The sequence below is a fragment of the Cryobacterium algoricola genome (genome assembly GCF_004402485.1).
GTDB classification, from domain to species: domain Bacteria; phylum Actinomycetota; class Actinomycetes; order Actinomycetales; family Microbacteriaceae; genus Cryobacterium; species Cryobacterium algoricola.
Genome location: NZ_SOFG01000019.1, coordinates 1 through 20377, shown reverse-complemented (window position 1 = coordinate 20377; position 20377 = coordinate 1). Strand labels below are relative to the sequence as shown.

23 protein-coding genes are annotated in these 20377 nt (G+C 68.6%); 12 read left to right on the top strand and 11 right to left on the bottom strand.

All coding sequences use genetic code 11. The features are described 5' to 3' along the window. Positions 1-9 precede the first annotated feature (9 nt). Positions 10-570 carry a DUF6264 family protein gene (locus E3O44_RS14525; protein ID WP_134535500.1) on the top strand — a complete coding sequence of 187 codons (561 nt, stop codon included), beginning with the start codon at positions 10-12 and terminating at the stop codon, positions 568-570. 45 nt (positions 571-615) lie between these two features. Here the strand turns inward: E3O44_RS14525 and E3O44_RS14520 are convergent, their stop codons facing one another. Further along, positions 616-1656, bottom strand: a complete 1041-nt coding sequence (locus E3O44_RS14520) for a 4-hydroxy-3-methylbut-2-enyl diphosphate reductase (RefSeq protein WP_134535584.1) — start codon at positions 1654-1656, stop codon at positions 616-618. A gap of 89 nt (positions 1657-1745) precedes the next feature. Here E3O44_RS14520 and xseA point away from each other — a divergent pair, with 89 nt between their 5' ends. The 5 genes from xseA (at position 1746) to E3O44_RS14495 (ending at position 6071) form a co-directional block, all read left to right on the top strand. Next, complete coding sequence (gene xseA / locus E3O44_RS14515) at positions 1746-2996, top strand: exodeoxyribonuclease VII large subunit (protein WP_134535499.1); 1251 nt, start codon at positions 1746-1748, stop codon at positions 2994-2996. Positions 2997-3006: 10 nt separating this feature from the next. Beyond that, entirely contained in the window at positions 3007-3252 is a 246-nt protein-coding gene (locus tag E3O44_RS14510; protein ID WP_420897934.1) for an exodeoxyribonuclease VII small subunit, read from the top strand. Further along, complete coding sequence (locus E3O44_RS14505) at positions 3249-3911, top strand: DUF4245 domain-containing protein (RefSeq protein ID WP_134535497.1); 663 nt, start codon at positions 3249-3251, stop codon at positions 3909-3911. Before E3O44_RS14510 ends, E3O44_RS14505 begins: the two co-directional genes overlap by 4 nt. Positions 3912-3928: 17 nt before the next feature. Further along, complete coding sequence (locus E3O44_RS14500; RefSeq protein WP_277612636.1) at positions 3929-4594, top strand: carbonic anhydrase; 666 nt, start codon at positions 3929-3931, stop codon at positions 4592-4594. 61 nt (positions 4595-4655) lie between these two features. After that, positions 4656-6071, top strand: coding sequence for a class II fumarate hydratase (locus tag E3O44_RS14495; RefSeq protein ID WP_420897933.1), 1416 nt, complete (start codon positions 4656-4658; stop codon positions 6069-6071). Positions 6072-6161: 90 nt separating this feature from the next. On the opposite strand, the gene E3O44_RS14490 is transcribed toward E3O44_RS14495, so the two are convergent. The 3 genes from E3O44_RS14490 to E3O44_RS14480 all read right to left on the bottom strand — a co-directional run bounded on the left by E3O44_RS14490 (position 6162) and on the right by E3O44_RS14480 (position 9622). Further along, a complete protein-coding gene (locus E3O44_RS14490; RefSeq protein WP_420897932.1) occupies positions 6162-7511 on the bottom strand; it encodes a PhoH family protein in 1350 nt (449 codons plus the stop codon). 195 nt (positions 7512-7706) lie between these two features. Continuing rightward, positions 7707-8828, bottom strand: coding sequence for an aminotransferase class V-fold PLP-dependent enzyme (locus tag E3O44_RS14485; protein ID WP_134535495.1), 1122 nt, complete (start codon positions 8826-8828; stop codon positions 7707-7709). Positions 8829-8836: 8 nt separating this feature from the next. Beyond that, on the bottom strand, positions 8837-9622 hold the full coding sequence (locus E3O44_RS14480) for an isoprenyl transferase (RefSeq protein WP_134535494.1): 786 nt from the start codon (positions 9620-9622) through the stop codon (positions 8837-8839). 68 nt (positions 9623-9690) lie between these two features. On the opposite strand from E3O44_RS14480, the gene trhA reads away from it, so the two are divergent. Continuing rightward, positions 9691-10446, top strand: a complete 756-nt coding sequence (gene trhA, locus E3O44_RS14475; RefSeq protein ID WP_134535493.1) for a PAQR family membrane homeostasis protein TrhA — start codon at positions 9691-9693, stop codon at positions 10444-10446. 15 nt (positions 10447-10461) lie between these two features. Here trhA and E3O44_RS14470 read toward each other — a convergent pair whose 3' ends face one another. Together E3O44_RS14470 and mca are read right to left on the bottom strand one after the other, a co-directional pair. Continuing rightward, positions 10462-10746 (bottom strand): hypothetical protein, encoded by a 285-nt coding sequence (locus E3O44_RS14470; protein ID WP_134535492.1) that lies wholly within the window; start codon positions 10744-10746, stop codon positions 10462-10464. Then, on the bottom strand, positions 10743-11606 hold the full coding sequence (gene mca, locus E3O44_RS14465; protein WP_174775086.1) for a mycothiol conjugate amidase Mca: 864 nt from the start codon (positions 11604-11606) through the stop codon (positions 10743-10745). The genes E3O44_RS14470 and mca overlap by 4 nt, the downstream gene beginning before the upstream one ends. Positions 11607-11675: 69 nt before the next feature. Here mca and E3O44_RS14460 point away from each other — a divergent pair, with 69 nt between their 5' ends. Both E3O44_RS14460 and greA read left to right on the top strand, forming a co-directional pair. Then, a complete protein-coding gene (locus E3O44_RS14460) occupies positions 11676-12107 on the top strand; it encodes a DUF4307 domain-containing protein (RefSeq protein WP_134535491.1) in 432 nt (143 codons plus the stop codon). Between the two features lie 144 nt (positions 12108-12251). Continuing rightward, positions 12252-12743 (top strand): transcription elongation factor GreA, encoded by a 492-nt coding sequence (gene greA / locus E3O44_RS14455; protein WP_134535490.1) that lies wholly within the window; start codon positions 12252-12254, stop codon positions 12741-12743. A 29-nt stretch (positions 12744-12772) separates the two neighbouring features. Here the strand turns inward: greA and ilvA are convergent, their stop codons facing one another. Together ilvA and E3O44_RS14445 are read right to left on the bottom strand one after the other, a co-directional pair. Further along, positions 12773-14008, bottom strand: a complete 1236-nt coding sequence (ilvA, locus tag E3O44_RS14450; RefSeq protein WP_134535489.1) for a threonine ammonia-lyase — start codon at positions 14006-14008, stop codon at positions 12773-12775. Continuing rightward, positions 14005-15360 carry an AI-2E family transporter gene (locus E3O44_RS14445; protein ID WP_134535488.1) on the bottom strand — a complete coding sequence of 452 codons (1356 nt, stop codon included), beginning with the start codon at positions 15358-15360 and terminating at the stop codon, positions 14005-14007. The genes ilvA and E3O44_RS14445 overlap by 4 nt, the downstream gene beginning before the upstream one ends. A 59-nt stretch (positions 15361-15419) precedes the next feature. Between E3O44_RS14445 and E3O44_RS14440 the strand changes: the two genes are divergently transcribed. Next, positions 15420-16631 carry a winged helix-turn-helix domain-containing protein gene (locus E3O44_RS14440; protein ID WP_134535487.1) on the top strand — a complete coding sequence of 404 codons (1212 nt, stop codon included), beginning with the start codon at positions 15420-15422 and terminating at the stop codon, positions 16629-16631. 10 nt (positions 16632-16641) lie between these two features. On the opposite strand, the gene E3O44_RS14435 is transcribed toward E3O44_RS14440, so the two are convergent. Further along, positions 16642-17529: a M48 family metalloprotease gene (locus E3O44_RS14435; RefSeq protein WP_134535486.1), complete on the bottom strand. Its 888-nt coding sequence runs from the start codon at positions 17527-17529 to the stop codon at positions 16642-16644. 12 nt (positions 17530-17541) lie between these two features. Beyond that, positions 17542-18108, bottom strand: coding sequence for a LemA family protein (locus E3O44_RS14430; protein WP_134535485.1), 567 nt, complete (start codon positions 18106-18108; stop codon positions 17542-17544). Positions 18109-18279: 171 nt separating this feature from the next. Here E3O44_RS14430 and E3O44_RS14425 point away from each other — a divergent pair, with 171 nt between their 5' ends. Together E3O44_RS14425 and E3O44_RS14420 are read left to right on the top strand one after the other, a co-directional pair. Further along, a complete protein-coding gene (locus E3O44_RS14425) occupies positions 18280-19074 on the top strand; it encodes an ABC transporter ATP-binding protein (protein WP_134535484.1) in 795 nt (264 codons plus the stop codon). After that, a complete protein-coding gene (locus E3O44_RS14420; RefSeq protein ID WP_134535483.1) occupies positions 19071-19805 on the top strand; it encodes an ABC transporter permease in 735 nt (244 codons plus the stop codon). Before E3O44_RS14425 ends, E3O44_RS14420 begins: the two co-directional genes overlap by 4 nt. Before the next feature lie 29 nt (positions 19806-19834). On the opposite strand, the gene E3O44_RS14415 is transcribed toward E3O44_RS14420, so the two are convergent. Further along, positions 19835-20377, bottom strand: a 543-nt coding sequence (locus tag E3O44_RS14415) for a family 1 glycosylhydrolase (RefSeq protein WP_134535482.1), incomplete at its 5' end; no start/stop codon positions are given.

Sequence of the window (20377 nt, the reverse complement as noted above, 5' to 3'; positions counted from 1 at the left end):
GTGAAACAAGTGAACGTAACGACCCCCGTGCCCAGCGATAACGTCCCTGAAAGCCCCCGCCGGGACCCCCGGCCCCAGCCCCGTTACGGGGAACTGGCCCCTGAGGGGTGGAGCTGGGACCCGGGCATCACGTCACCGCGGTCACCAACCGGCGAGCCGAACTCCTCGCCGACGCTCGGGACTCTGACCGGGCCGTCGAAGCCCGCCGTGCCCGTCTGGGACCGGCGGGTCACCCTCGGCCTGCTTGTACTCGGCCTCGCCGCGACCTTCCTGTCGATCGGGGTGCTCAACGCACTTCCCGACGCGATCCAGATGCTGTACACCCAGTCCCACCTCGGCACCTATGTGCCGGACTCCTCCGTCGCCGGGCTCGTCGCGGCGGGTGGCATCACCGAAGCGATCCTCTGGCTGCTCACCGCCGCCGCATCGATTCTGCTCCTCACTCGCGGCAAGCGGGCGTTCTACGTTCCGTTGATCGGCGCCGTGATCGCGTTCGTGGTGATCTTCGCATTCATGATGGTTGTCGTGACGACAGACCCGACGCTGATCAACTTCTACAGCCAGCCCTAGGCATCCGCGTGGGAGCGCCCGAACGGCGCCCCACCCGCATCGGCGCTATTCGGTCCGCGTCACGCGCCCACCGAGGGCCCGTGCGTCGTTGTTGCCCGCAAGGTCCTTCCGCAGTTCCTTCGGAAGCGAGAAGAGCAGGTCCTCCTCCGCGGTCTTCACTTCCTGCACGTCGCCGAAGCCGGCACCGGCGAGGTCGCGCAGAAGCTCGGTCACGAGTTCCTCGGGCACGGATGCCCCGCTCGTCACTCCGACCGTCGCGACGCCGTCGAGCCACTCCTGCTTGACCTCGCTCGCGAAGTCGACCCGGTAGGCGGCGCGGGCGCCGTATTCGAGGGCGACCTCAACGAGGCGCACGGAATTGGACGAGTTCGCCGAACCGACCACGAGCACGAGGTCGGAGGCCTCGGCGATCTTCTTGATCGCCACCTGACGGTTCTGGGTGGCGTAGCAGATGTCGTCGCTCGGCGGATCCTGGAGCAGCGGGAACCGGGCACGCAGCCGGCTCACGGTCTCCATCGTCTCGTCGACGCTGAGGGTGGTCTGCGACAGCCAGACGACCTTCTCCGGGTTGCGCACCACGATCGTGTCCGCCTCGTCCGGGCTGCCGACGAGGGTCGTGTGCTCGGGGGCTTCCCCGGCCGTGCCCTCGACCTCTTCGTGGCCTTCGTGGCCGATCAGCAGGATCTCGAAATCATCGCGCGCGAAGCGCACGGCCTCGCGGTGCACCTTGGTGACGAGCGGGCAGGTCGCGTCAATGGCCCGCAGCCCGCGCGCCGCGGCCGCGTTGACGACAGCCGGAGACACTCCGTGGGCGCTGAACACGAGGTGCGAGCCGCGGGGAACTTCGTCAACCTCGTCGACGAAGATGGCGCCCTGCTTCTCCAGTTCGGAGACGACGTGCACGTTGTGCACGATCTGCTTGCGCACATAGACGGGGGCGCCGTAGAGCTCGAGGGCCTTCTCGACGGCGATCACGGCGCGGTCGACGCCCGCGCAGTAGCCGCGCGGTGCCGCGAGCAGCACCCGTTTCGGCCCATCCACCGGGGTATCCTTGAGGACGTTGCGTGCCCGGGGAATCCGGGGCATGCCGAGGCCGATAACGCTTGAATCCGAGCTGATAGTCACCGGCTCATTCTATGGGTGCGTGACTGGACAGGCCGTGGGAGGAACGATTCATGACCGATGCACCACCCACCCTCGAGGCCCCCTGGCCCGTCGCACTGCTCGCGAACAAGATCCGCGGGTACATCGAACGGCTCGGCACGGCGTGGGTCGAGGGCGAGATCACCCAGTGGGGCGTCAGCGGCGGCAATGTCTACGGCAAGCTCAAGGACCTCAGCGAGGACGCCACCGTGGGCTTCACCGTGTGGTCCTCCGTCAAGGCCCGGCTGAGCGACGAGTTCAAGCAGGGCGACCGGGTCATCGCCCTGGTCAAGCCGAACTACTGGGTCAAGGGCGGCACGCTCACCATGCAGGTCTTCGACCTGCGTCACGTCGGCCTCGGCGACATGCTCGAACGCCTGGAGCGTCTCCGCAAGCAGCTCGCCGCCGAAGGGCTCTTCGCTGCCTCCCGCAAAAAGCCGCTCCCCTTCCTCCCTCACTGCATCGGCCTGGTCACCGGCAAGGACTCCGACGCCGAGAAGGACGTCATCCGCAATGCCCAGTTGCGCTGGCCCGCTGTCGATTTCCACCTCGCATACGCGGCCATGCAGGGCGACCGGTCCGTTGCCGAGGTCGTCGCGGCGATCCAGCGTCTCGACGCCGACCCCGACGTCGACGTCATCATCGTCGCCCGCGGCGGCGGCGACTTCCAGAACCTGCTCGGCTTCAGCGACGAACGCGTACTCCGCGCCGCAGCGGCCTGCCACACCCCCCTGGTCAGCGCGATCGGCCACGAGGCCGACCGGCCCCTGCTAGACGAGGTCGCCGACCTCCGGGCATCGACCCCGACGGATGCCGCCAAGCGCGTCGTCCCCGACGTCTCTGACGAGCTCAACCGCGTGCAGCAGGCCAGGGCCCGGTTGAGTACCCGGCTCACCGGAATCCTCGCGACCGAGGTCGACCGGATCGGCCAGCTCCGGTCACGCCCCGTGCTCAGCACCACGGCCTGGATCGTCGATTCCCGTGCCGAAGACCTCACCCGCTACGTGGCCCGAGGGACGGAGCTCGTGGAACGCGTCGTCGAGGCATCCGCCGGTGTCATCGTCGAGCTCCGGTCGAGGCTCCGCACACTCTCCCCGCAGGGCACCCTCGACCGCGGCTACGCGATCGTGCAGGTGCCGGACGGCCACGTGCTGCGCGCCGCCGCCGACGCTCCGGACGGCACCCGGCTCAGGATCACGCTCGGCAGCGGGACTCTCGCGGCCACCGCCGGCCCCGCCGCAGACCCGGCGACAGAGCCGAACACGACAGACAGGACTCAATAGAATGGACGCCATGACCGCTCCCGCCGACATCGCCACCCTGAGCTACGAGCAGGCCAGGGACGAACTCGTCCGGGTCGTGAGCGCCCTCGAGCAGGGCTCGTCAACCCTCGAAGAGTCCCTCGCCCTCTGGGAACGCGGCGAAGAACTGGCCCAGCGCTGCGAGGAATGGCTGATCGGAGCCAAGGCACGCCTTGACGCCGCCCGCGCGCGCCAGCTGGACTCCGCCTCTCCCTCGACCGGCCCCAGCGCCGAATGAGCACCGCGAAGCGGCCACCCCGGGTCGTGGCCGAGCTCGGCCGGCCGGAGACCGCCCAGGAGACGGCCGACCGCCTGGCGACGAACTCGCGGAACTACCGATCGCGCAAGACCGTCAACAACCTCGTCCTGTCCCTGCTCGCCACGCTCGGCGCCGTCTTCGTGCTCGTGCTCCTCGTTCCCCGCAGCGACGGGCCCGTCGACCGCACCGTCGACTTCGCCGCCGTCGCAAGCCAGGTGCAGGTCGGGATCGATGAGCCCCTCGTGGTTCCCGCTCTCCCGGATGGCTGGCGGGCGAACGCCGCGCAATGGCGTGTCGGCGGCACCGACAAGATCCCGTCCTGGTACATCGGCTTGCTGACCCCGCGCAACGAGTTCATCGGCCTCACCCAGGCTCTCGGCGCCAATCCGACCTGGATCGGCCAGCAGCTGAACGACGCCCCCGCATCGGAGACGCTCACACTCGGCGGCGTCACCTGGGACGTCTACCGCAACCCTGCGGCCGAGAAGGACCGCGGCAACTTCGTCTACGCCCTCGTGACGAGCGCGGGAACGAGCAGCTACCTGCTCGTCGGAACAGCCGACGACGACGAATTCGCGGCACTCGCAACCGCGATCGCCCCTCAGATCAGCTCCAACGGACCGGTGGTGACCCAGTGAACGGGCAAGGAAAAGACGTGTTCATCAGCCAGGCTGCCGCACCCGGCGACGCGGTGGGCCCCGCTGCGGTCTGGAGCAGGCTGCAGCGCGGCAACCAGCGGTTCGTGGATGGCGAGCCGCAGCATCCGCGCCAGGACGTCGACCGTCGCACCGAGCTCGCAACCGCGCAAACCCCCGCCGCCGCGGTTTTCGGCTGCAGCGATTCCCGCCTCGCGGCGGAGATCATCTTCGACATGGGCCTCGGCGACCTCTTCGTCGTGCGCAATGCCGGCCAGGTCATTTCCGATTCGGTGCTGGGTTCCCTCGAGTACGCGGTCGCCGTGCTCAAGGTTCCGCTCATCCTCGTGCTCGGCCACGACGGCTGCGGCGCGGTCCAGGCCGCCGTCGACGCGCAGGCGCCGGACGCGATGCCCCTGCCCGCGCACATCGGCCGCATCATCGACAAGATCGTGCCCGCCGTGCACCGCGTGGTCGCGGCAACGGATGCGACACTGACCGACCCCGGGAGCATCGATGCGCTCAGGGTGGGCAGGGAACACCTGCGCGACACCGTGACCGAGCTCCTGGAACAGTCCGAGGTGATCAGCGACGCCGTCGCAGCAGGTACATTGGCTATCGTCGGCGCCAACTACCGACTGCTCGAAGGCCGGGCCGTTCCCGACGTCGTCGTCGGAAACGTCTGAATCGTCTGGCCCACCGAGCCAGGCAGTACCGTCTCACAATCGAAAGGTCTTACACACAGTGGTGGAAAAAACCGCAGATGCCGGCTACCGAATCGAACACGACACCATGGGCGAGGTGCAGGTTCCGCTCGACGCCCTCTACGGCGCCCAGACCCAGCGAGCCGTTGAGAACTTCCCGATCTCCGGTTCCGTCCTCGAACCCGCGCAGATCTCGGCCCTCGCCCGCATCAAGAAGTCGGCGGCCCTCGCCAACGCGCAGCTCGGGGTGCTCGACGGCGACATCGCCGAGGCGATCGCCGGTGCAGCAGACGAGGTCATCACCGGTCTCTACGACGACCAGTTCCCGATCGACGTCTACCAGACCGGCAGCGGCACCTCCTCGAACATGAACATGAACGAGGTTCTCGCGACCCTCGCAACCCGCACCCTCGGCCGCCCGGTGCACCCGAACGACCACGTCAACGCCTCGCAGTCCTCGAACGACGTCTTCCCGACATCCGTGCACCTCGCCGTCACGAGCGCACTCATCGACGACCTCATCCCCGGGCTCGACCACCTCGCCGTCGCGCTGGAAGCGAAGTCCGTGCTCTGGGCCGACGCCGTCAAGGCGGGTCGCACCCACCTGATGGACGCGACCCCGGTCACCCTCGGCCAGGAGTTCGGCGGCTACGCCCGCCAGATGCGCCTCGGCATCGAGCGCATCCGCAGCGCCCTCCCCCGCGTCGCCGAGGTGCCCCTGGGCGGCACCGCCGTCGGCACCGGCATCAACACCCCCGCCGGCTTCCCCCAGCTCGTCATCGAGCTCCTGGTGGCCGAGACCGAGCTGCCCGTGACGGAGGCGCGCGACCACTTCGAGGCGCAGGCCAACCGGGACGGCCTCGTCGACGCATCCGGCGCCCTGCGCACGATCGCCGTCAGCCTCACCAAGATCTGCAACGACCTGCGCTGGATGGGCTCAGGCCCCAACACGGGCTTCGGCGAGCTGCAGATCCCCGACCTGCAGCCCGGCTCCTCGATCATGCCCGGCAAGGTCAACCCGGTCATCCCCGAGGCGGTGCTGATGGTCTGCTCGCGGGTGATCGGCAACGACGCGACCGTGGCCTGGTCCGGCGCCTCCGGCTCGTTCGAGCTCAACGTGGCCATCCCCGTGATGGGCACCGCGCTGCTCGAGTCGATCCGGCTGCTCTCGAACGCCACCCGCGTGCTCGCGGACAAGACCATCGACGGGCTCGAGGCCAACCTCGACCGGGCGAAGGCCCTCGCCGGCTCCTCTCCCGCGATCGTGACGCCGCTCAACCGGGTGATCGGTTACGAGGCCGCAGCAAAGGTCGCCAAGCACGCCGTCGCACACGGCGTTCCGGTGCGCCAGGCCGTCATCGACCTCGGCTTCGTGGAGCGCGGCGAGGTCACCCTGGCCCAGCTCGACACCGCCCTGGACCTTCTCAGCATGACGCGTCCGCCCGCGCGCACCGCCTAGCCCACCCCGTCCCCCTACCTTTCCGGTCGAGGGTGCCCTTTCCGCGGGTCACTCTCGACCGGAAAGGGCACCGTCGCCGGATGGTGGGGGCTAGTTCGGGTCGTTGCCCTCGAGCATCTCGGTGACGAGCGCGGCGATCGCGCTGCGCTCCGAGCGGGTCAGCGTCATGTGGGCGAACAGCGGATGTCCCTTGAGCGTCTCGATCACGGACGCGACGCCGTCGAAGCGGCCGACCCGGAGATTGTCCCGCTGCGCGACGTCGTGGGTGAGGACCACCCGCGAGTTCTGCCCGATCCGGCTGAGCACAGTGAGCAGCACGTTGCGCTCGAGCGACTGCGCCTCGTCCACGATCACGAACGCGTCGTGCAGCGACCGGCCGCGGATGTGCGTCAGCGGCAGCACCTCGAGGATCCCGCGCTCCAGCACCTCCTCGAGCACGTTCTCGGACACGAGAGCGCCGAGGGTGTCGAAGACCGCCTGTGCCCACGGGCTCATCTTCTCGCCCGCGTCACCGGGCAGGTAGCCGAGTTCCTGGCCGCCGACCGCGTAGAGCGGGCGGAACACCATGATCTTGCGGTGCTGCTGGCGTTCGAGCACGGCCTCGAGTCCCGCGCAGAGCGCGAGCGCCGACTTCCCCGTCCCCGCTCGCCCTCCCAGGGAGAGGATCCCGATCTCGGGGTCGAGCAGCAGGTCGATCGCGAGGCGCTGCTCCGCGGAGCGCCCCTTGAGACCGAACAGGTCCCGGTCGCCGCGCACGAGCCGCATCTCGCCCTTGCCGGTGACCCGGCCAAGCGCCGAGCCGCGGTCGGAGTGGACGACGAGGCCGGTGTTGATCGGCATGTCCTGCACCAGACGGGTGTTCAGCACCTCGTTGTCGTACAGCTCGCTGATCTGGTTGGACCCGAGCGTGATCTCGTCCATCCCCGTCCAGCCGGAATCGACGGCGAGCTCGTGGCGGTACTCGTCGGCGAGCAGGCCGATCGACGCGGCCTTGACCCGCAACGGCAGGTCCTTGGAGACGACCGTGACGGCGAGACCGTCGTTGGCGAGGTTCATCGCGACCGCGAGGATCCTCGAGTCGTTGTCGCCGAGTTGCAGGCCGGAGGGGAGTACCGACATGTTGGAGTGGTTCAGCTCGACACGCAGGCTGCCACCCTCCCCGACCGGGATCGGGAAGTCGAGCCGTTCATGCTTCACCCGCAGTTCGTCCAGGAGCCGCAGTGCCTGCCGGGCGAAGTACCCGATCTCCGGGTCGTTGCGCTTGGATTCGAGTTCGGCGATCACGACAACCGGAAGCACGATGGCATGCTCGGCGAACCGGAAGATCGCCTTGGGATCCGACAGGAGCACCGAGGTGTCCAGCACAAAGGTGCGCTCGGTTTGCTTGGTGTCGGAAGCCGTCTGGTTCGAACCCAGATAGTCGGTTTGATTAGCGGTCACAACCACTCCCACCCCGTGCCCCGAGAGGCGCGGATTGTGTTGGCGAGCTGGCCACGGGGGTTCTCGAGCCGTACTTATGTGGCCGTCTCGATCAGGCGCCGTACCTGATGAGCACGACGCTACTTACCCTGGCCGGATATCGGAAGTGCGACACACACATTGTCACCAGACGTTAATGGGCACGGCATCTGGGACTCAGTAAATGGCGGCCGTCGCATACGACGTGAATGCCCCGCGCAGCATGTCCACCGTGTCGACGCTCAGCACGGCGTGGGCGCTGAGCCGCACCCGGCCGTCGCGGGTCGTCGCCGTGATCCCGTGGTTGTGCAGGGCGATCGTGAGCGTATTCAGCTGGGCGGGGTTGGGCTCGAGCACGAGGATCCCCGCCCGTTCCCGTTCGTCGCGCGGCGACACGACGGGCACGGCGTACTCGTCTGCGAGGTCGATCAGCTGCGAGACGTTGTCCGCGACCGCGGCCTCGATGTGATGAATGCCCGTCACGGTAATTTCCTCGAGGGCGGCGGAGAAGCGCGCCTGCGCGATGGGGTCTCCATTGCTGACGCGGAATGCGCGGGCGCTCTGGCTCGGCGGCAGCACCTCGTCCCACGGCTCGGCGACGTCCGTGCCCGCGAAGCCCGAGAAGACCGGGACGAGCCTTTCGACCGCGCGGTCGCTCAGCGCCAGGAAACCGGTGCCCCAGCCCGAGCGCACCCATTTCTGACCACCGGATGCGACGACATCCGCCATCTCGTATGCCGCGTCGGTGACTCCGAAGCCCTGGATCGCGTCCACGATCAGCAGACGGTCGCCGATCACCTGGCGGATGCCGTCGAGGTCGACCCGGAACCCGGTCCGGGAGTCGACGAGACAGACGGCGACGGCGACCGTCGCGGGCGTGAGCTGTTCGCGGATCTCGCCGGGGGTCACCCTGCCGTGTTCGGTCTTGAGCCAGATCGGGGTCACGACGCGCAGCGCCTCCGCGGCCCGCACGGCCGCGTACGGCACGGTGGGGAAATCGCCGGGCGAGAGCAGGACGCCACCGGTCAGGCCGAACATGGCCTGCATAATGCCCGTCGTGGTGTTCGGCTCGCAGACCACCTGATCGGCCCGGAAACCGGTCACGGCCGCAACGGCCTCGCGCATCCGCTCGTCCTGCTGGACGAGGTGGTCGAGGCTGCCGAACCGGGCCCGGGACAGAATCTCGGTCTGGCCGAGGCTCTCGGCCAGCACCGTCGCCGAGAGCGGTCCGACGCGGCCGTAGTCGAGGTAGCCGGGCTCTTCGACGAATCCCGCGGCATAGGCATCGATCTCGGTCATCCGGTCTCCTAGCTTCCGAAACGGCGGTGGCGTTTGGCGAAATCGCGCAGGGCGCGCAGGAAGTCGACCTGGCGGAGGTCCGGTCCGAGCGCCTCGACGAAGTAGAACTCGCTGTGGGCGCTCTGCCAGAGCATGAAGTCGCTGATCCGCTGTTCACCTGAGGTGCGGATCACGAGGTCGGGATCCGGCTGACCACCCGTGTACAGGTGCTGGCCGATGAGCTCGGGGGTGAGCGTCTCGGCGAGGTCCGCGAGAGTGTGCCCGTTCTCGAGGTGCGCCGCGACGATGCTGCGCATCGCGTCGGTGATCTCGGTGCGTCCGCCGTAGCCGACCGCGAGGTTGATGTGCATCCCCGTCTTGCCGGCGGTGCGGGTCTCCGCGTCGCAGAGCGCCGCGATCAGCGGCTCGGGCAGGCCCTTCTTCGTGCCGACCTGCTGGACGCGCCAGGTGCGCTGGCGCGAGAGCTCCTCGGCGAGCTTGGCGATGATCTTGGTGAGTTCGGCGAGTTCCTCGCTCGGGCGGTTGGTGAGGTTGTCCGAGGAGAGCAGGTAGAGAGTGACGACCGAGATGCCGAGGTCGTCGCACCAGCGCAGGAACTCCCGCATCTTCGCCGCGCCGGCGCGGTGGCCGTGTGCGGCGGACTCGAGTCCGAGCTGCCGGGCCCAGCGGCGGTTGCCGTCGATGATCATCGCGACGTGGCGCGGCAGGTTCTCCGGCGTCAGCCCGCGCCGAAGTCGACGCTCGTACAACCGGTAGAGGATGTCGCGCGCCAAGGGGACCTGCCTCTTCTGCACGTATTTACGCTAGCCCACTCGGACAGCCCGTGCTTCTTCCGGCATGTTCGCTGTCGTATTCTGGCTGCATGGCCGCAGAGAGCAGCACCGGGGACAACGCAACAGCAGGACAGCCTTCGGCGGAGCAGGGCGACGAGTTCATCGCCCAGCTGCCGCTGCTCGAGGCGGAGGCGCCCCGGCCCGAGGACCTCAAGCCGACCTGGCGTGGCTGGATCCACGCCGGTACCTTCCCGGTCACCATCGTCGCGGGGATCGTGCTGCTGTCCCTCGCCCAGGGCCCGGCCGCGAAGTGGAGCTGCCTCGTCTTCGTGATCAGCTCCCTGCTCCTGTTCGGCAACTCGGCGCTGTACCACCGCATCAACTGGAAGCCGCGCACGAAACTCGTCTTCAAGCGCATCGACCACGCGAACATCTTCCTGCTGATCGCCGGCTCGTATACGCCCATCACGGTGCTCGCGCTGCCGCCGTCGAAGTCGGTGCTCCTGCTTTCCCTCGTCTGGGGCGGCGCGCTTCTCGGCATCGCCTTCCGGGTGTTCTGGATCACCGCCCCGCGCTGGCTCTACGTGCCGTTGTACCTGCTGCTCGGCTGGGGCTCACTGATGTTCATCGTCGACTTCTTCCAGGCGAACGCCGCGATGATGACGCTCATCATGATCGGCGGCCTGTGCTACTCGGTCGGCGCCGTCATCTACGCCCTCAAGAAGCCCAACCCGTTTCCCGGGGTCTTCGGGTTCCACGAGATCTTCCACAGCCTGACCGTGGTCGCGTTCCTCTGCCACTGGGCGGCGATCCTGATCATCGCCACGCATCCGCTCTACCCCTGAGGCCTGCCCGTGGGGCTACGCCTGGGGGTGCTCGGTTCCCTCGGCGACGGATGCCTCTGCCGCGTTCTTCGCCGCGAGCTCGGCCTGCAGGCGCTCGGCGATCTCCGCGCGATACGTCGTGCGGCGGATGCGGCGGACCAGGTCGAAACCGAGCGCCACGACGGCGAGCACGACGAACAGGATCGCCAGGAAGCCGGCGGGGCCCGGCGTGACGGTGTCGGGGTTGAATTCGGGCGGCGGCGTGTTGGCGAGCACGAAGCCCGTCACGGCGTCGGTGAAGAGTGGGAACACGGCGTTCATGCCTCGTCCTGGATACCGGCGAACAGATCTGATTCAGGCATGACCGTGTCAACTTTCGATTCGACGAGCTGGAAGTCCTCGTACGGCCACGCCTCACGGATGAGGTCATTCGGCCAGAAGAAGAAGCTGCTCGTGGGGGAAACCTGGCTCGCGTGGGCACGCAGTGCCGCGTCCCGTGCCTCCAGGAAGTCGCCGACCGGAACGTGGGTCGTGGCCAGGTCCGGGTAGTTCTTCATCCAGTCCCGGGCTTCGCCGAGTGGTTCGAGCAGCGGCGACTCGGGTTCCTTGACGCTGAGCAGGAGGAAGAGGGCGTCGATCCGCTCGAGGTTGAAGATGCGGTCGTAATAGAGCTTGTCGATCTGCCAGGGCTCGCCGTCGTCCGGGTAGCGGGCGGGGTCGGCGGCGGCGCGGTAGGCCTCCATCGAGACCTCGTGGCAGCGGATGTGGTCCGGGTGCGGATACCCGCCGTTCTCGTCGTACGTGATCAGCACCTGTGGCCTGAATTCGCGGATGATCCGCACGAGGGGTTCCGCGGAGAACTCGAGGTCGATGGTCGAGAAGGAATTAGCCGGGACCGAACCGTCCTCGTTCATGCCGGAATCCTGATATCCGAGCCAGCGGTGCTCGATGCCGAGGGCCAGTTGCGCCTGGCGCATCTCCAGCCGGCGCAGGCCGGCCATGTCACGCTGGGCCATGGCATTGTCGGCCAGAGCCTCGTTGAGGATGCTGCCGCCCTCTCCGCCCGTGCAGCTCACCACCATGACCTCGGCCCCACGGCTCCGGTAGTACGCGTAGCTCGCTGCCCCCTTGCTCGACTCGTCGTCGGGATGGGCATGAACGGCCAGGAGGCGCAGTGTCATCGAACTCCTCAGAAATGGCGGATAACCTAGGGACAAGACTAATCGTTGAACCGTGAGTGTGGAGTCTGAGTGACCGGCAGCAGGAACGTCGACAGCGGTACCCGCAGCGAGGGCACCCTGGATTCCCGGTACGGCCGCGCCCCGAACCGGCGTCTGCGCGACCGCCGGTCCCTGTGGATCACGTCCGGAGTGTTCGCCGTCGTCCTGGTGGGGTGGGTCGTCTGGGCCGGGCTGGGCGGCTCCCAGCCCCTGCTCGAAACCAGGGACATCCGCAACGTCGTTCAGGACGGGCGGAACGTGACCGTCACCTTCGAGGCGTCGATTCCGGTCGGGGCATCGGCGAGTTGCGCGGTCGAGGCGCTCAACCAGAGCTTCGCGGTCGTAGGGTGGAAGGTGATCGACCTGCCGCCGAGTGACCAGTATTCACGTACCTTCACGGAGCAGCTGCTGACGAGCGAGCCGGCCACCACCGGATTGATTTACCGCTGCTGGCTGACCTAGACTGACGTATTCGCCCCGACGTTCTTCGCCGGGGCGAGCGTTGTTTTCCTGCCGCGATCCGCCCGGAAGCACGCACACGACACCGCACGATCACGCATATCCGGCACTACACGCATGACTCGAGCATGAGGAGGAGATCCACCCATGACTACAGAAACCACCGTCACCTGGCTGACACAGGAGGCGTACGACCGCCTCGCCTCCGAGCTGGAGGCTCTCAGCACCGTGGGTCGTATCGAGATCGCGAAGAAGATCGAATCCGCGCGTGAAGAGGGTGACCTCAAGGAGAACTCGGGGTACCACGCGGCGAAGGACGAACAGGGCAAGCAGGAGGCGCGCATCCGCACGCTCGTCGTGCTGCTCCGCAACGCCGAGGTGGGCCACGCGCCCGAGAGCAAGGGCGTCGTCGAGCCCGGAACCGTGATCACCGCCACCATCGCCGGTGACGAGGAGCGCTTCCTGATCGGCAGCCGCGAGATCGCCGGCGACAGCGACCTCGACGTCTACAGCGAGCAGAGCCCGCTCGGCGCCGCGATCATCGGCCTCAAGGTCGGATCGAAGACGAGCTACACGACCCCGAACGGCAAGGAAATCGCCGTGGAGATCTTCGCGGTCGAAACCTGGGGCGGCAACTAGCAGCATCCGCTGCGACCGCGGCGAGACCGCTAGTCGATCTGGGGGTCGTACCCGGCCGAGGTGAGCACGTCGACGACGTGCTGACGGTGGTCCGGCCCGCGGGTCTCGACGCTGACGTTGAGCTCGACCTCGCTGATCTGCAGTCCGACGCCGTGCCGGGTGTGCAGCACCTCGACGACGTTGGCGTGGGCCTCCGCGAGCAGTTCGGAGATGCGCGCGAGCTGTCCGGGACGGTCCGGCAGCATGATGCGCAGGGTGAGGTACCGGCCGGATGCCGCGAGGCCGTGACTGATGACACGCTGCATCAGCAGCGGGTCGATATTGCCCCCGCTGAGGATGGCCACCGTCGATCCGTCCGCCGTGACCTTGCCGGCGAGGATCGCGGCGACCGCGACGGCTCCGGCCGGCTCGACGACGAGCTTGGCGCGTTCGAGGAGCACGAGCAGCGCGCGAGCGGTGTCGTCCTCGGTGACGGTGACGATCTCGTCGACCACGTCCCGGATGATCTCGAAGTTGAGCAGCCCCGGCTTGGCGACAGCGATGCCGTCTGCGATCGTCGGCAGGATCGGCACCTCGATCGCCTTCCCCGCCTCGAGGGAGGGCGGGTAGGCGGCAGCGTTGGCGGCCTGCACGCCGATGATCCGGATCGTGCGGCCGTCGAGGAGTGCCTTCTGCTTCAGCGCGCTCGCGACGCCGGAGATGAGTCCGCCACCGCCGATCGGGACGATCACGGTGTGCAGGTCGGGGACCTGGTCGAGGATCTCGAGGCCCAGCGTGCCCTGGCCGGCGATCACGTCCGCGTGGTCGAACGGCGGGATCAGGATCGCACCGGTCTCGGCGGCGTACGCGGCGGCGGCGAGCAGCGGCTCGGCGACCGTGCTGCCCCGGAGGATGACGTGCGCACCGTAGTCCCTGGTGGCCTGGAGCTTCGGCAGGGCGACGCCGACGGGCATGAAGATCGTGGCCTTGATCCCCAGCTCGCGGGCGGCGAACGCGACGCCCTGGGCGTGGTTCCCCGCCGAGGCAGCGACGACGCCGCGTTCCTTCTCCTCGTCGGTGAGCTTCGAGAGGCGGTTGTACGCCCCCCGGATCTTGTACGAGCCGGTGCGCTGCAGGTTCTCGCACTTGAGGTGTACCTCGGCGCCGAGGACCGCGCTCAGGTAGCGTGAGCTCTCCATCGGGGTCACGGCGGCGACCTGGGACACCACGGCGCGGGCGGCTTCGAACTCGGCGAGGCTCGGCCCGACGAGAGACAGGTTGGTCATGAGATGCCTTCGGTAGTGGTCGTGGCTGACGGGTTTCTTCTGGTCCTGGTGAAGCCGGGTCGTTGCGGCACGGTCCGCCAGAGCGGCGAACCGGTACCGCGCGGAAGCTCAGGGAGGTCGGCACGCCAGCTGCCGCCCTGAATGTAGTTGATCATGACATTGAGCACGGCCGCGACCGGAACCGCGAAGAGCGCTCCGGGGATCCCGGCGAGCAGCGACCCCGCAGCGACGACGAGCACCACAGCGAGCGGATGCACCTTGACGGCAGTTCCCATGATGAGCGGCTGCAGGACGTGGCCCTCGACCTGCTGGACCAGGAGTACGACGCCGAGCATGGCGAGGGCGATCGGCCACGAATTGAACAGCAGTGCGATCACGACGGCGACGGCACCGGTCGCGACGGCGCCCACGATCGGGATGAAGGAGCCGAGGAAGACGAGCACGCCGATCGGGATCGCGAGCGGGACCCCGAGCAGGAAGGCGCCGAGCCCGATCCCGAAGGCGTCGATCGACGCGACCAGGATCTGCACCTTCGCGAAGTTGCCTAAGGTGGTCCAGCCGGCCTGCCCGGCGCCGTCGATCGCCGCGCGTGCCCGCCGGGGGAAGATCCGCACGATCCAGGCCCAGATTCCGGGGCCGTCGATCAGGAGGAAGAGCAGGCTGAAGAGCGCGAGCAGAAGCCCGGTGAGGCCGTGGCCGAGTGAGGTGCCGAGCGAGAGCGCGCCGCTCAGGAAGACCTGGCTGTCGGCCTGGATCGCCGCGAGCGCCTGCTGCAGGTAGTCGTTGATCTGCGGTTCCGTGAGATGCAGCGGCGACGCGAGCAGCAGCGCCTTGAGGTCTCCGTACGAACCGGCGAGCCGGTCGCTGAGGCCGGCGAGACCGCCGGCGAGCTGGGTCACGGCGAGGGTGATCAGGGCGGCGGGCACGAGGAGCGTGGTGAGGACCGCGACGGCGATGGCCAGGCCCTTGGGCCAGCGGTGCCGCACGAGGAAGGCCACGAAGGGCGCGACGATCGAGGAGACCAGCACGGCGATGAGCAACGGGATGACGATGAGCCGGAGCTGGACGACGAGGAACAGGAACACGGCGATGACGGCGAAGAGGGCGAGGAGTCGCCACGACCAGGCACCGGCGAGACGGATGCCGGGCGGCACGTTCTCGTCGACGCCGTTCGGCGGCGCGGACACGGCGGCGGCCGCTGCCGCACCGGCCCGCGCACCGGCCGCGTTTCCGTCTGCGGTACGAGCCCCCGTGCCGGGCCCGCTGCCGGGTTCCCGGCCGCTCGGGGCGGCACGTCGACGCCGCCCGGTGAGGAGTGCGCTCCAGCCCGGCCTACCCGCGGATTCCGTCATCGGACCAGTCTAGGCAATCGGAAGCGGTCGCTGTCCCCGGTCCTCGCTAGGGTCGAGGAATGGTCCAGTCCCTCTCCCCCGCACTCGCCAGACGCGTGGCCCTGGCCGCCCAGGGATTCGGGCGTCCCGCCCCGGCTGCTCCGGGCATCCGCCAGCTGCACGCCCTGATCAGCAGGCTCGGCCTGTTGCAGATCGACTCGGTCAACGTCTTCGAGCGCAGCCACTATCTGCCGGCCTTCAGCCGGCTCGGCGCCTACGACAAGGCGCAACTCGACCGGCTGACCTTCGCGGTCGGCAAGCAGGCCCGCTACACCGAGTACTGGGCGCACGAGGCCTCGTTCGTGCCGCTCGAGAGCCGGCCGCTGTTCGCCTGGCGGATGGACGACTTCCGCGAACGTTCGGCGCGCACGCCGGGCGCGTGGTCGCAGTCCAACCGGCCGATGCTGGACTGGCTGCTCGCGGAGCTCGCCTCCACGGGCCCGCTGCCGGCGAGTGCGATCGAGCACGACGCGAACAAGCGCAGCGGCCCGTGGTGGGGCTGGTCGGACGTCAAGAGCGGCCTCGAGACGCTGTTCCGCTGGGGCGACGTCGTCACAGCGGGCCGCAGCCGGTTCGAGCGGGTCTACGCGCTGCCGGAGCAGGTGCTGCCCAGTGAACTGCTCGAGCGCACGGTGAGCCGGGACGACGCGCACCGCGAGCTCGTCCGCCGGTCGGCGCGGGCGCACGGCATCGGGACGGCGAAGGACTTCGCCGACTACTTCCGGCTGAAGACGCCGGCGACCCTCGCCGCGATCCATGAGCTCGAGGACGCCGGCGAACTGATCCCCGTCACGGTGCCCGGCTGGGGCCCGGGTGGCGGTCCCGGCGTTGCCTGGCTGCATCGGGACGCCCGGCTGCCGCGGGCCCTGGACGCCGCTGCGGTGCTCTCGCCGTTCGACCCCGTGGTCTGGGACCGGGCCAGGGCGCTCCGCCTCTTCGGCTTCCACTACCGCATCGAGATCTACACCCCCGAGCCGAAACGGGTCTTCGGGTACTACTCGCTGCCGATCCTGCTCGGCGACACCCTCGTCGGCCGGGTCGACCTCAAGAACGACCGGCAGGCCGGGGTGCTGCGGGTGCAGGCGGCGTGGGCCGAAGCGGATGCCCCGGCCGACACCGCCGAACGCCTCGCGCCGGTGCTGCGTGCGACCGCCCTCTGGCAGGGGCTCACCGAGATCACGGTCGTGCAGCGGGGCACGCTCGCGCAGGACCTCGCCGCACTCCTCGCCTGACGCGAAGCCGTCAGAACATGTTGCCCATGGCGTGCAGGCGGTCGATCCGGTCCTCGATCGGCGGGTGCGTGCTGAACAGCTTCGCCATCATGCCGGGCTTGAGCGGGTTGGCGATCCACAGGTGCGCCATCGACGTGTTCTGCTTCTGCATCGGGCGCGCGTAGGTCTCGAGCTTGGCGAGGGCGCTCGCGAGGGCGTCCGGGTGCCGCGTGGTCAGCGCACTCGTGGCGTCGGCGAGGTACTCGCGCTGGCGCGAGACGGCGAGCTGAACCATGCTCGCGACAAGCGGCGCCACGATCATGGCGACCAGGCCGAAGACCATCACGACCGGGTTGCCGTTGTTGTTGTTACTGCGGCCGAAGAACGCCATCCGCAGGAACATGTCCGAGATGAAACCGACCGCGACGACGAGGCCGAACACGATCATCGACACCCGGATGTCGTAGTTGCGCACGTGCCCGAGTTCGTGGGCCATGACACCCTCGAGCTCGGAGTCGTCCATGATGGTGAGAAGGCCCGTCGTCGCGGCGACAATGGCATGCTGCGGGTCGCGACCGGTCGCGAACGCGTTCGGCGCGGGGTCGTTGATGATGTAGATCTCCGGCATCGGCGTTCCGGTTGTGATCGACAGGTTCTCGACGGTGTTCCACAGCCGCGGATGCTCCGCCTTACTGTTTACCCGGATCCCGCCGCTCATCGCGATCGCCTGGCGCCCGGCCGCGAAGTACTGCACGAGGGCGTACCCGGCGGCGACGACGATCGTCAGGATCAGGATGCCGTAGCTGCCCTTGGGGCTGTAGACAGCGTTCGCGATCCAGCCGAGCCCGGCGATGATCGCCAGGAACAGGATGATGATGAAGACCGTGTTGCGCTTGTTCCGCGCGATCGCACTGTACATCTGGGCCTGCCGCTAGAACTGGACGCGAGGCGGCTCCGCGATGGCTGCGGAGTCGGTGACCTCGAAGAAGTCGCGCTGGGTGAAGCCGAGGTTCTTCGCGATCAGGTTGTTCGGGAAGACCTGGATCTTCGTGTTGAGCTCGCGGACGCCGCCGTTGTAGAAGCGACGCGACGCCTGGATCTTGTCCTCGGTGTCGACGAGCTCGGCCTGCAGCTGCAGGTAGTTCTGGCTGGCCTGGAGCTGCGGGTACGCTTCCGCGACCGCGAAGATGCTGCGCAGGGCCGACTGCATGTGGTTCTCGGCGACGGCGGCATCCGCGGGGGTCGACGCGCTGATCGATTCGGCGCGGGCCTTGGCGACGTTCTCGAAGACGGCCTTCTCGTGTGCCGCGTAGCCCTTGACCGTCTCGATCAGGTTCGGGATCAGGTCGGCCCGCCGCTTGAGCTGGACCGTGATGTCGCTCCAGGCCTCGTCCACTCGCACCTTGAGGGTCACGAGGGTGTTGTATGTCGCCCAGAAGTAAATTCCGACGATGACGACGAGCACAACAACGATGAGTAACGGGATGAGCCATTCCATGGCAGCGTCTCCTTGTGTTTCAGCGGGGCGAGCGAGCGGGCCGCGGCGGCGTACGAACGTTGCTGCCATCATAACGATGCGGCCTGACACTCTCATGCGCTTCCCACCAGACTCCAAGAAACACCCTCTACCCAGGCTCCATTCGGGTCTGACCGGCGAATAATTCTTGGTATGAGCCTCGTGTCCGAACCTGCCGTCTTCGTGAAGGACCTGCACGCGCGCCGCGGAAGGAATCCGGTGCTGCACGGCCTGAGCCTCACCGTGCCGCGCGGCCTGGTCGTTGGCCTGATCGGGCCGAGCGGATGCGGGAAGACGACCCTGATGCGCTCGATCGTCGGCGTCCAGCTCGTCCAGTCCGGGGAGGTCACGGTGCTCGGTCGCCCGGCCGGCTCCGTCTCGCTCCGGAACCGGGTCGGCTACGTCACCCAGGATGCGAGCGTCTACGACGACCTGACCGTGCGACAGAACCTGAAGTACTTCCGCGCGGTGCTCGGTGCACCGGCAAGCGACGTCGACCGGGTCATCGACGCGACCGACCTCGGACGGTATGCCGGCCAGCTCGCCGGGTCACTCTCCGGCGGCCAGCGCAGCCGGGTGTCGCTCGCGGGTGCGCTGCTCGGCTCCCCCGAGCTGCTCGTGCTCGACGAACCCACCGTCGGGCTCGATCCGGTGCTCCGGGTGGAGCTGTGGGAGCTGTTCCACCGGCTCGCGGCCGCGGGGACGAGCCTGCTCGTCTCGAGCCACGTGATGGACGAGGCGAGCCGCTGTGACCGGCTCCTCCTGATGCGGGACGGCGAGATCCTCGCGGACGACACCCCGGCCGGCTTGCTCGCCTCGACCGCGACCGACGACGTCGAGGCGGCATTCCTGAGCCTGATCCGTCGGCATCCGTCACCGGAAGACCGGTCGCCGGGCGACGCTGGCCCCGGCGTCGACGGGCCGACCAGCACGGGCGGTGCCCGGTGAACCCGCGCCGCACGCTCGCGACCGCGGGGCGGGTGCTCACCCAGATCCGGCACGACCCCCGCACGATCGTGCTGCTGCTCGTGGTGCCGAGCCTCCTGATCGGCCTGGTCGCCTGGATCTTCGCCGACACGCCCGTGTTCGACAGGATCGGTCCGGCGATGATCGCACTGTTCCCGTTCATCGTGATGTTCCTCGTGACGAGCATCACGACCCTGAGGGAGCGCCGCACCGGAACGCTCGAGCGGCTCCTCTCGATGCCGCTCGGAAAAGGTGATTTCATCCTCGGCTACACCCTCGCGTTCGGGCTGCTCGCGGTGATTCAGTCCGCCGTCGCGGTCGGGTACGCGGTCTGGGTGTGCGGCCTCACGATCGCCGGTTCGGTCTGGCTGCTGCTCGCGGTCGCCGTCGCAGACGCGGTGCTCGGCACGACCTTCGGGCTCCTCGCGAGCGCGTTCGCGCGCACCGAGTTCCAGGTCGTGCAGTTCATGCCCGCGCTCGTGTTCCCACAGATCCTGCTCGGCGGCATCTTCCTCCCCCGCGAGCAGCTTCCGGAGACCTTGCGCATCATCAGCGACTGGCTGCCGCTCTCGCACGCGATCGACGCACTCCAGGCGGTCGCTTCCGACTCGCAGGACGCCGCGTACATCGGCGGCGAGCTGCTCATCATCGGGGCCTGGATCGTGGGTGCCGTCGTCCTCGGCTCGATCACGCTCCGCCGCCGCACCCCCTGACCCTCCCCCGAACGGATGCCCGGGGCGGGTCAGCGGGCGGAGAGCACCTGCTGCAGCCAGCGGTACGAGGACTTCGGCGTGCGCTTCCGCTCGGGGTCCGCGAAGTCGACCCGCACCAGGCCGTACCGCTGCGTGTATCCCGCGGTCCACTCGAAACCGTCGAGCAGCGACCAGACGAAGGCCCCGCGGAGATCCACCGCCGCCGCCGGCTTGCCGGGGGCGACGGCGTTGAGCGCCGCGACGAGGTGTTCGGCGAGGTAGTCGATCCTGGCCGGGTCGTCGACGGCGCCGCGGCCGTCGACCTGGTCGGGAAAGCTTGCTCCGAGGCTCGTGAGGTACACCGGCGGGAGGGCGTCGCCGTACCGGGTCGCGAGCTCGGCGAGCGCGACGCCGAGGTAGTCGGGCGCGATCGCGCGTCCCGCCCCGGTGACCGTGAACTCTCGGAACGGGAGCACGTGGAACGGGAAGGAGACCACGGGCGCGTTCTCGTCGACCCGGCCGGCGTTCGCGGCGGTGCGCGGCCCGGTGCCCGAGCCCGCGGCGCCCGGCCCGCCGGGTCCGCCAGCCCGGCT

Excerpts from the sequence above, each read along its gene's own strand:
- E3O44_RS14520 (WP_134535584.1), bottom strand. The coding sequence starts at position 1,656 with ATGCCCCGGATTCCCCGGGCACGCAACGTCCTCAAGGATACCCCGGTG.
- xseA (WP_134535499.1), top strand. The coding sequence starts at position 1,746 with ATGACCGATGCACCACCCACCCTCGAGGCCCCCTGGCCCGTCGCACTG.
- E3O44_RS14510 (WP_420897934.1), top strand. The coding sequence starts at position 3,007 with ATGACCGCTCCCGCCGACATCGCCACCCTGAGCTACGAGCAGGCCAGG.
- E3O44_RS14505 (WP_134535497.1), top strand. The coding sequence starts at position 3,249 with ATGAGCACCGCGAAGCGGCCACCCCGGGTCGTGGCCGAGCTCGGCCGG.
- E3O44_RS14485 (WP_134535495.1), bottom strand. The coding sequence starts at position 8,828 with ATGACCGAGATCGATGCCTATGCCGCGGGATTCGTCGAAGAGCCCGGC.
- trhA (WP_134535493.1), top strand. The coding sequence starts at position 9,691 with ATGGCCGCAGAGAGCAGCACCGGGGACAACGCAACAGCAGGACAGCCT.
- E3O44_RS14470 (WP_134535492.1), bottom strand. The coding sequence starts at position 10,746 with ATGAACGCCGTGTTCCCACTCTTCACCGACGCCGTGACGGGCTTCGTG.
- mca (WP_174775086.1), bottom strand. The coding sequence starts at position 11,606 with ATGACACTGCGCCTCCTGGCCGTTCATGCCCATCCCGACGACGAGTCG.
- greA (WP_134535490.1), top strand. The coding sequence starts at position 12,252 with ATGACTACAGAAACCACCGTCACCTGGCTGACACAGGAGGCGTACGAC.
- ilvA (WP_134535489.1), bottom strand. The coding sequence starts at position 14,008 with ATGACCAACCTGTCTCTCGTCGGGCCGAGCCTCGCCGAGTTCGAAGCC.
- E3O44_RS14445 (WP_134535488.1), bottom strand. The coding sequence starts at position 15,360 with ATGACGGAATCCGCGGGTAGGCCGGGCTGGAGCGCACTCCTCACCGGG.
- E3O44_RS14440 (WP_134535487.1), top strand. The coding sequence starts at position 15,420 with ATGGTCCAGTCCCTCTCCCCCGCACTCGCCAGACGCGTGGCCCTGGCC.
- E3O44_RS14435 (WP_134535486.1), bottom strand. The coding sequence starts at position 17,529 with ATGTACAGTGCGATCGCGCGGAACAAGCGCAACACGGTCTTCATCATC.
- E3O44_RS14430 (WP_134535485.1), bottom strand. The coding sequence starts at position 18,108 with ATGGAATGGCTCATCCCGTTACTCATCGTTGTTGTGCTCGTCGTCATC.
- E3O44_RS14425 (WP_134535484.1), top strand. The coding sequence starts at position 18,280 with ATGAGCCTCGTGTCCGAACCTGCCGTCTTCGTGAAGGACCTGCACGCG.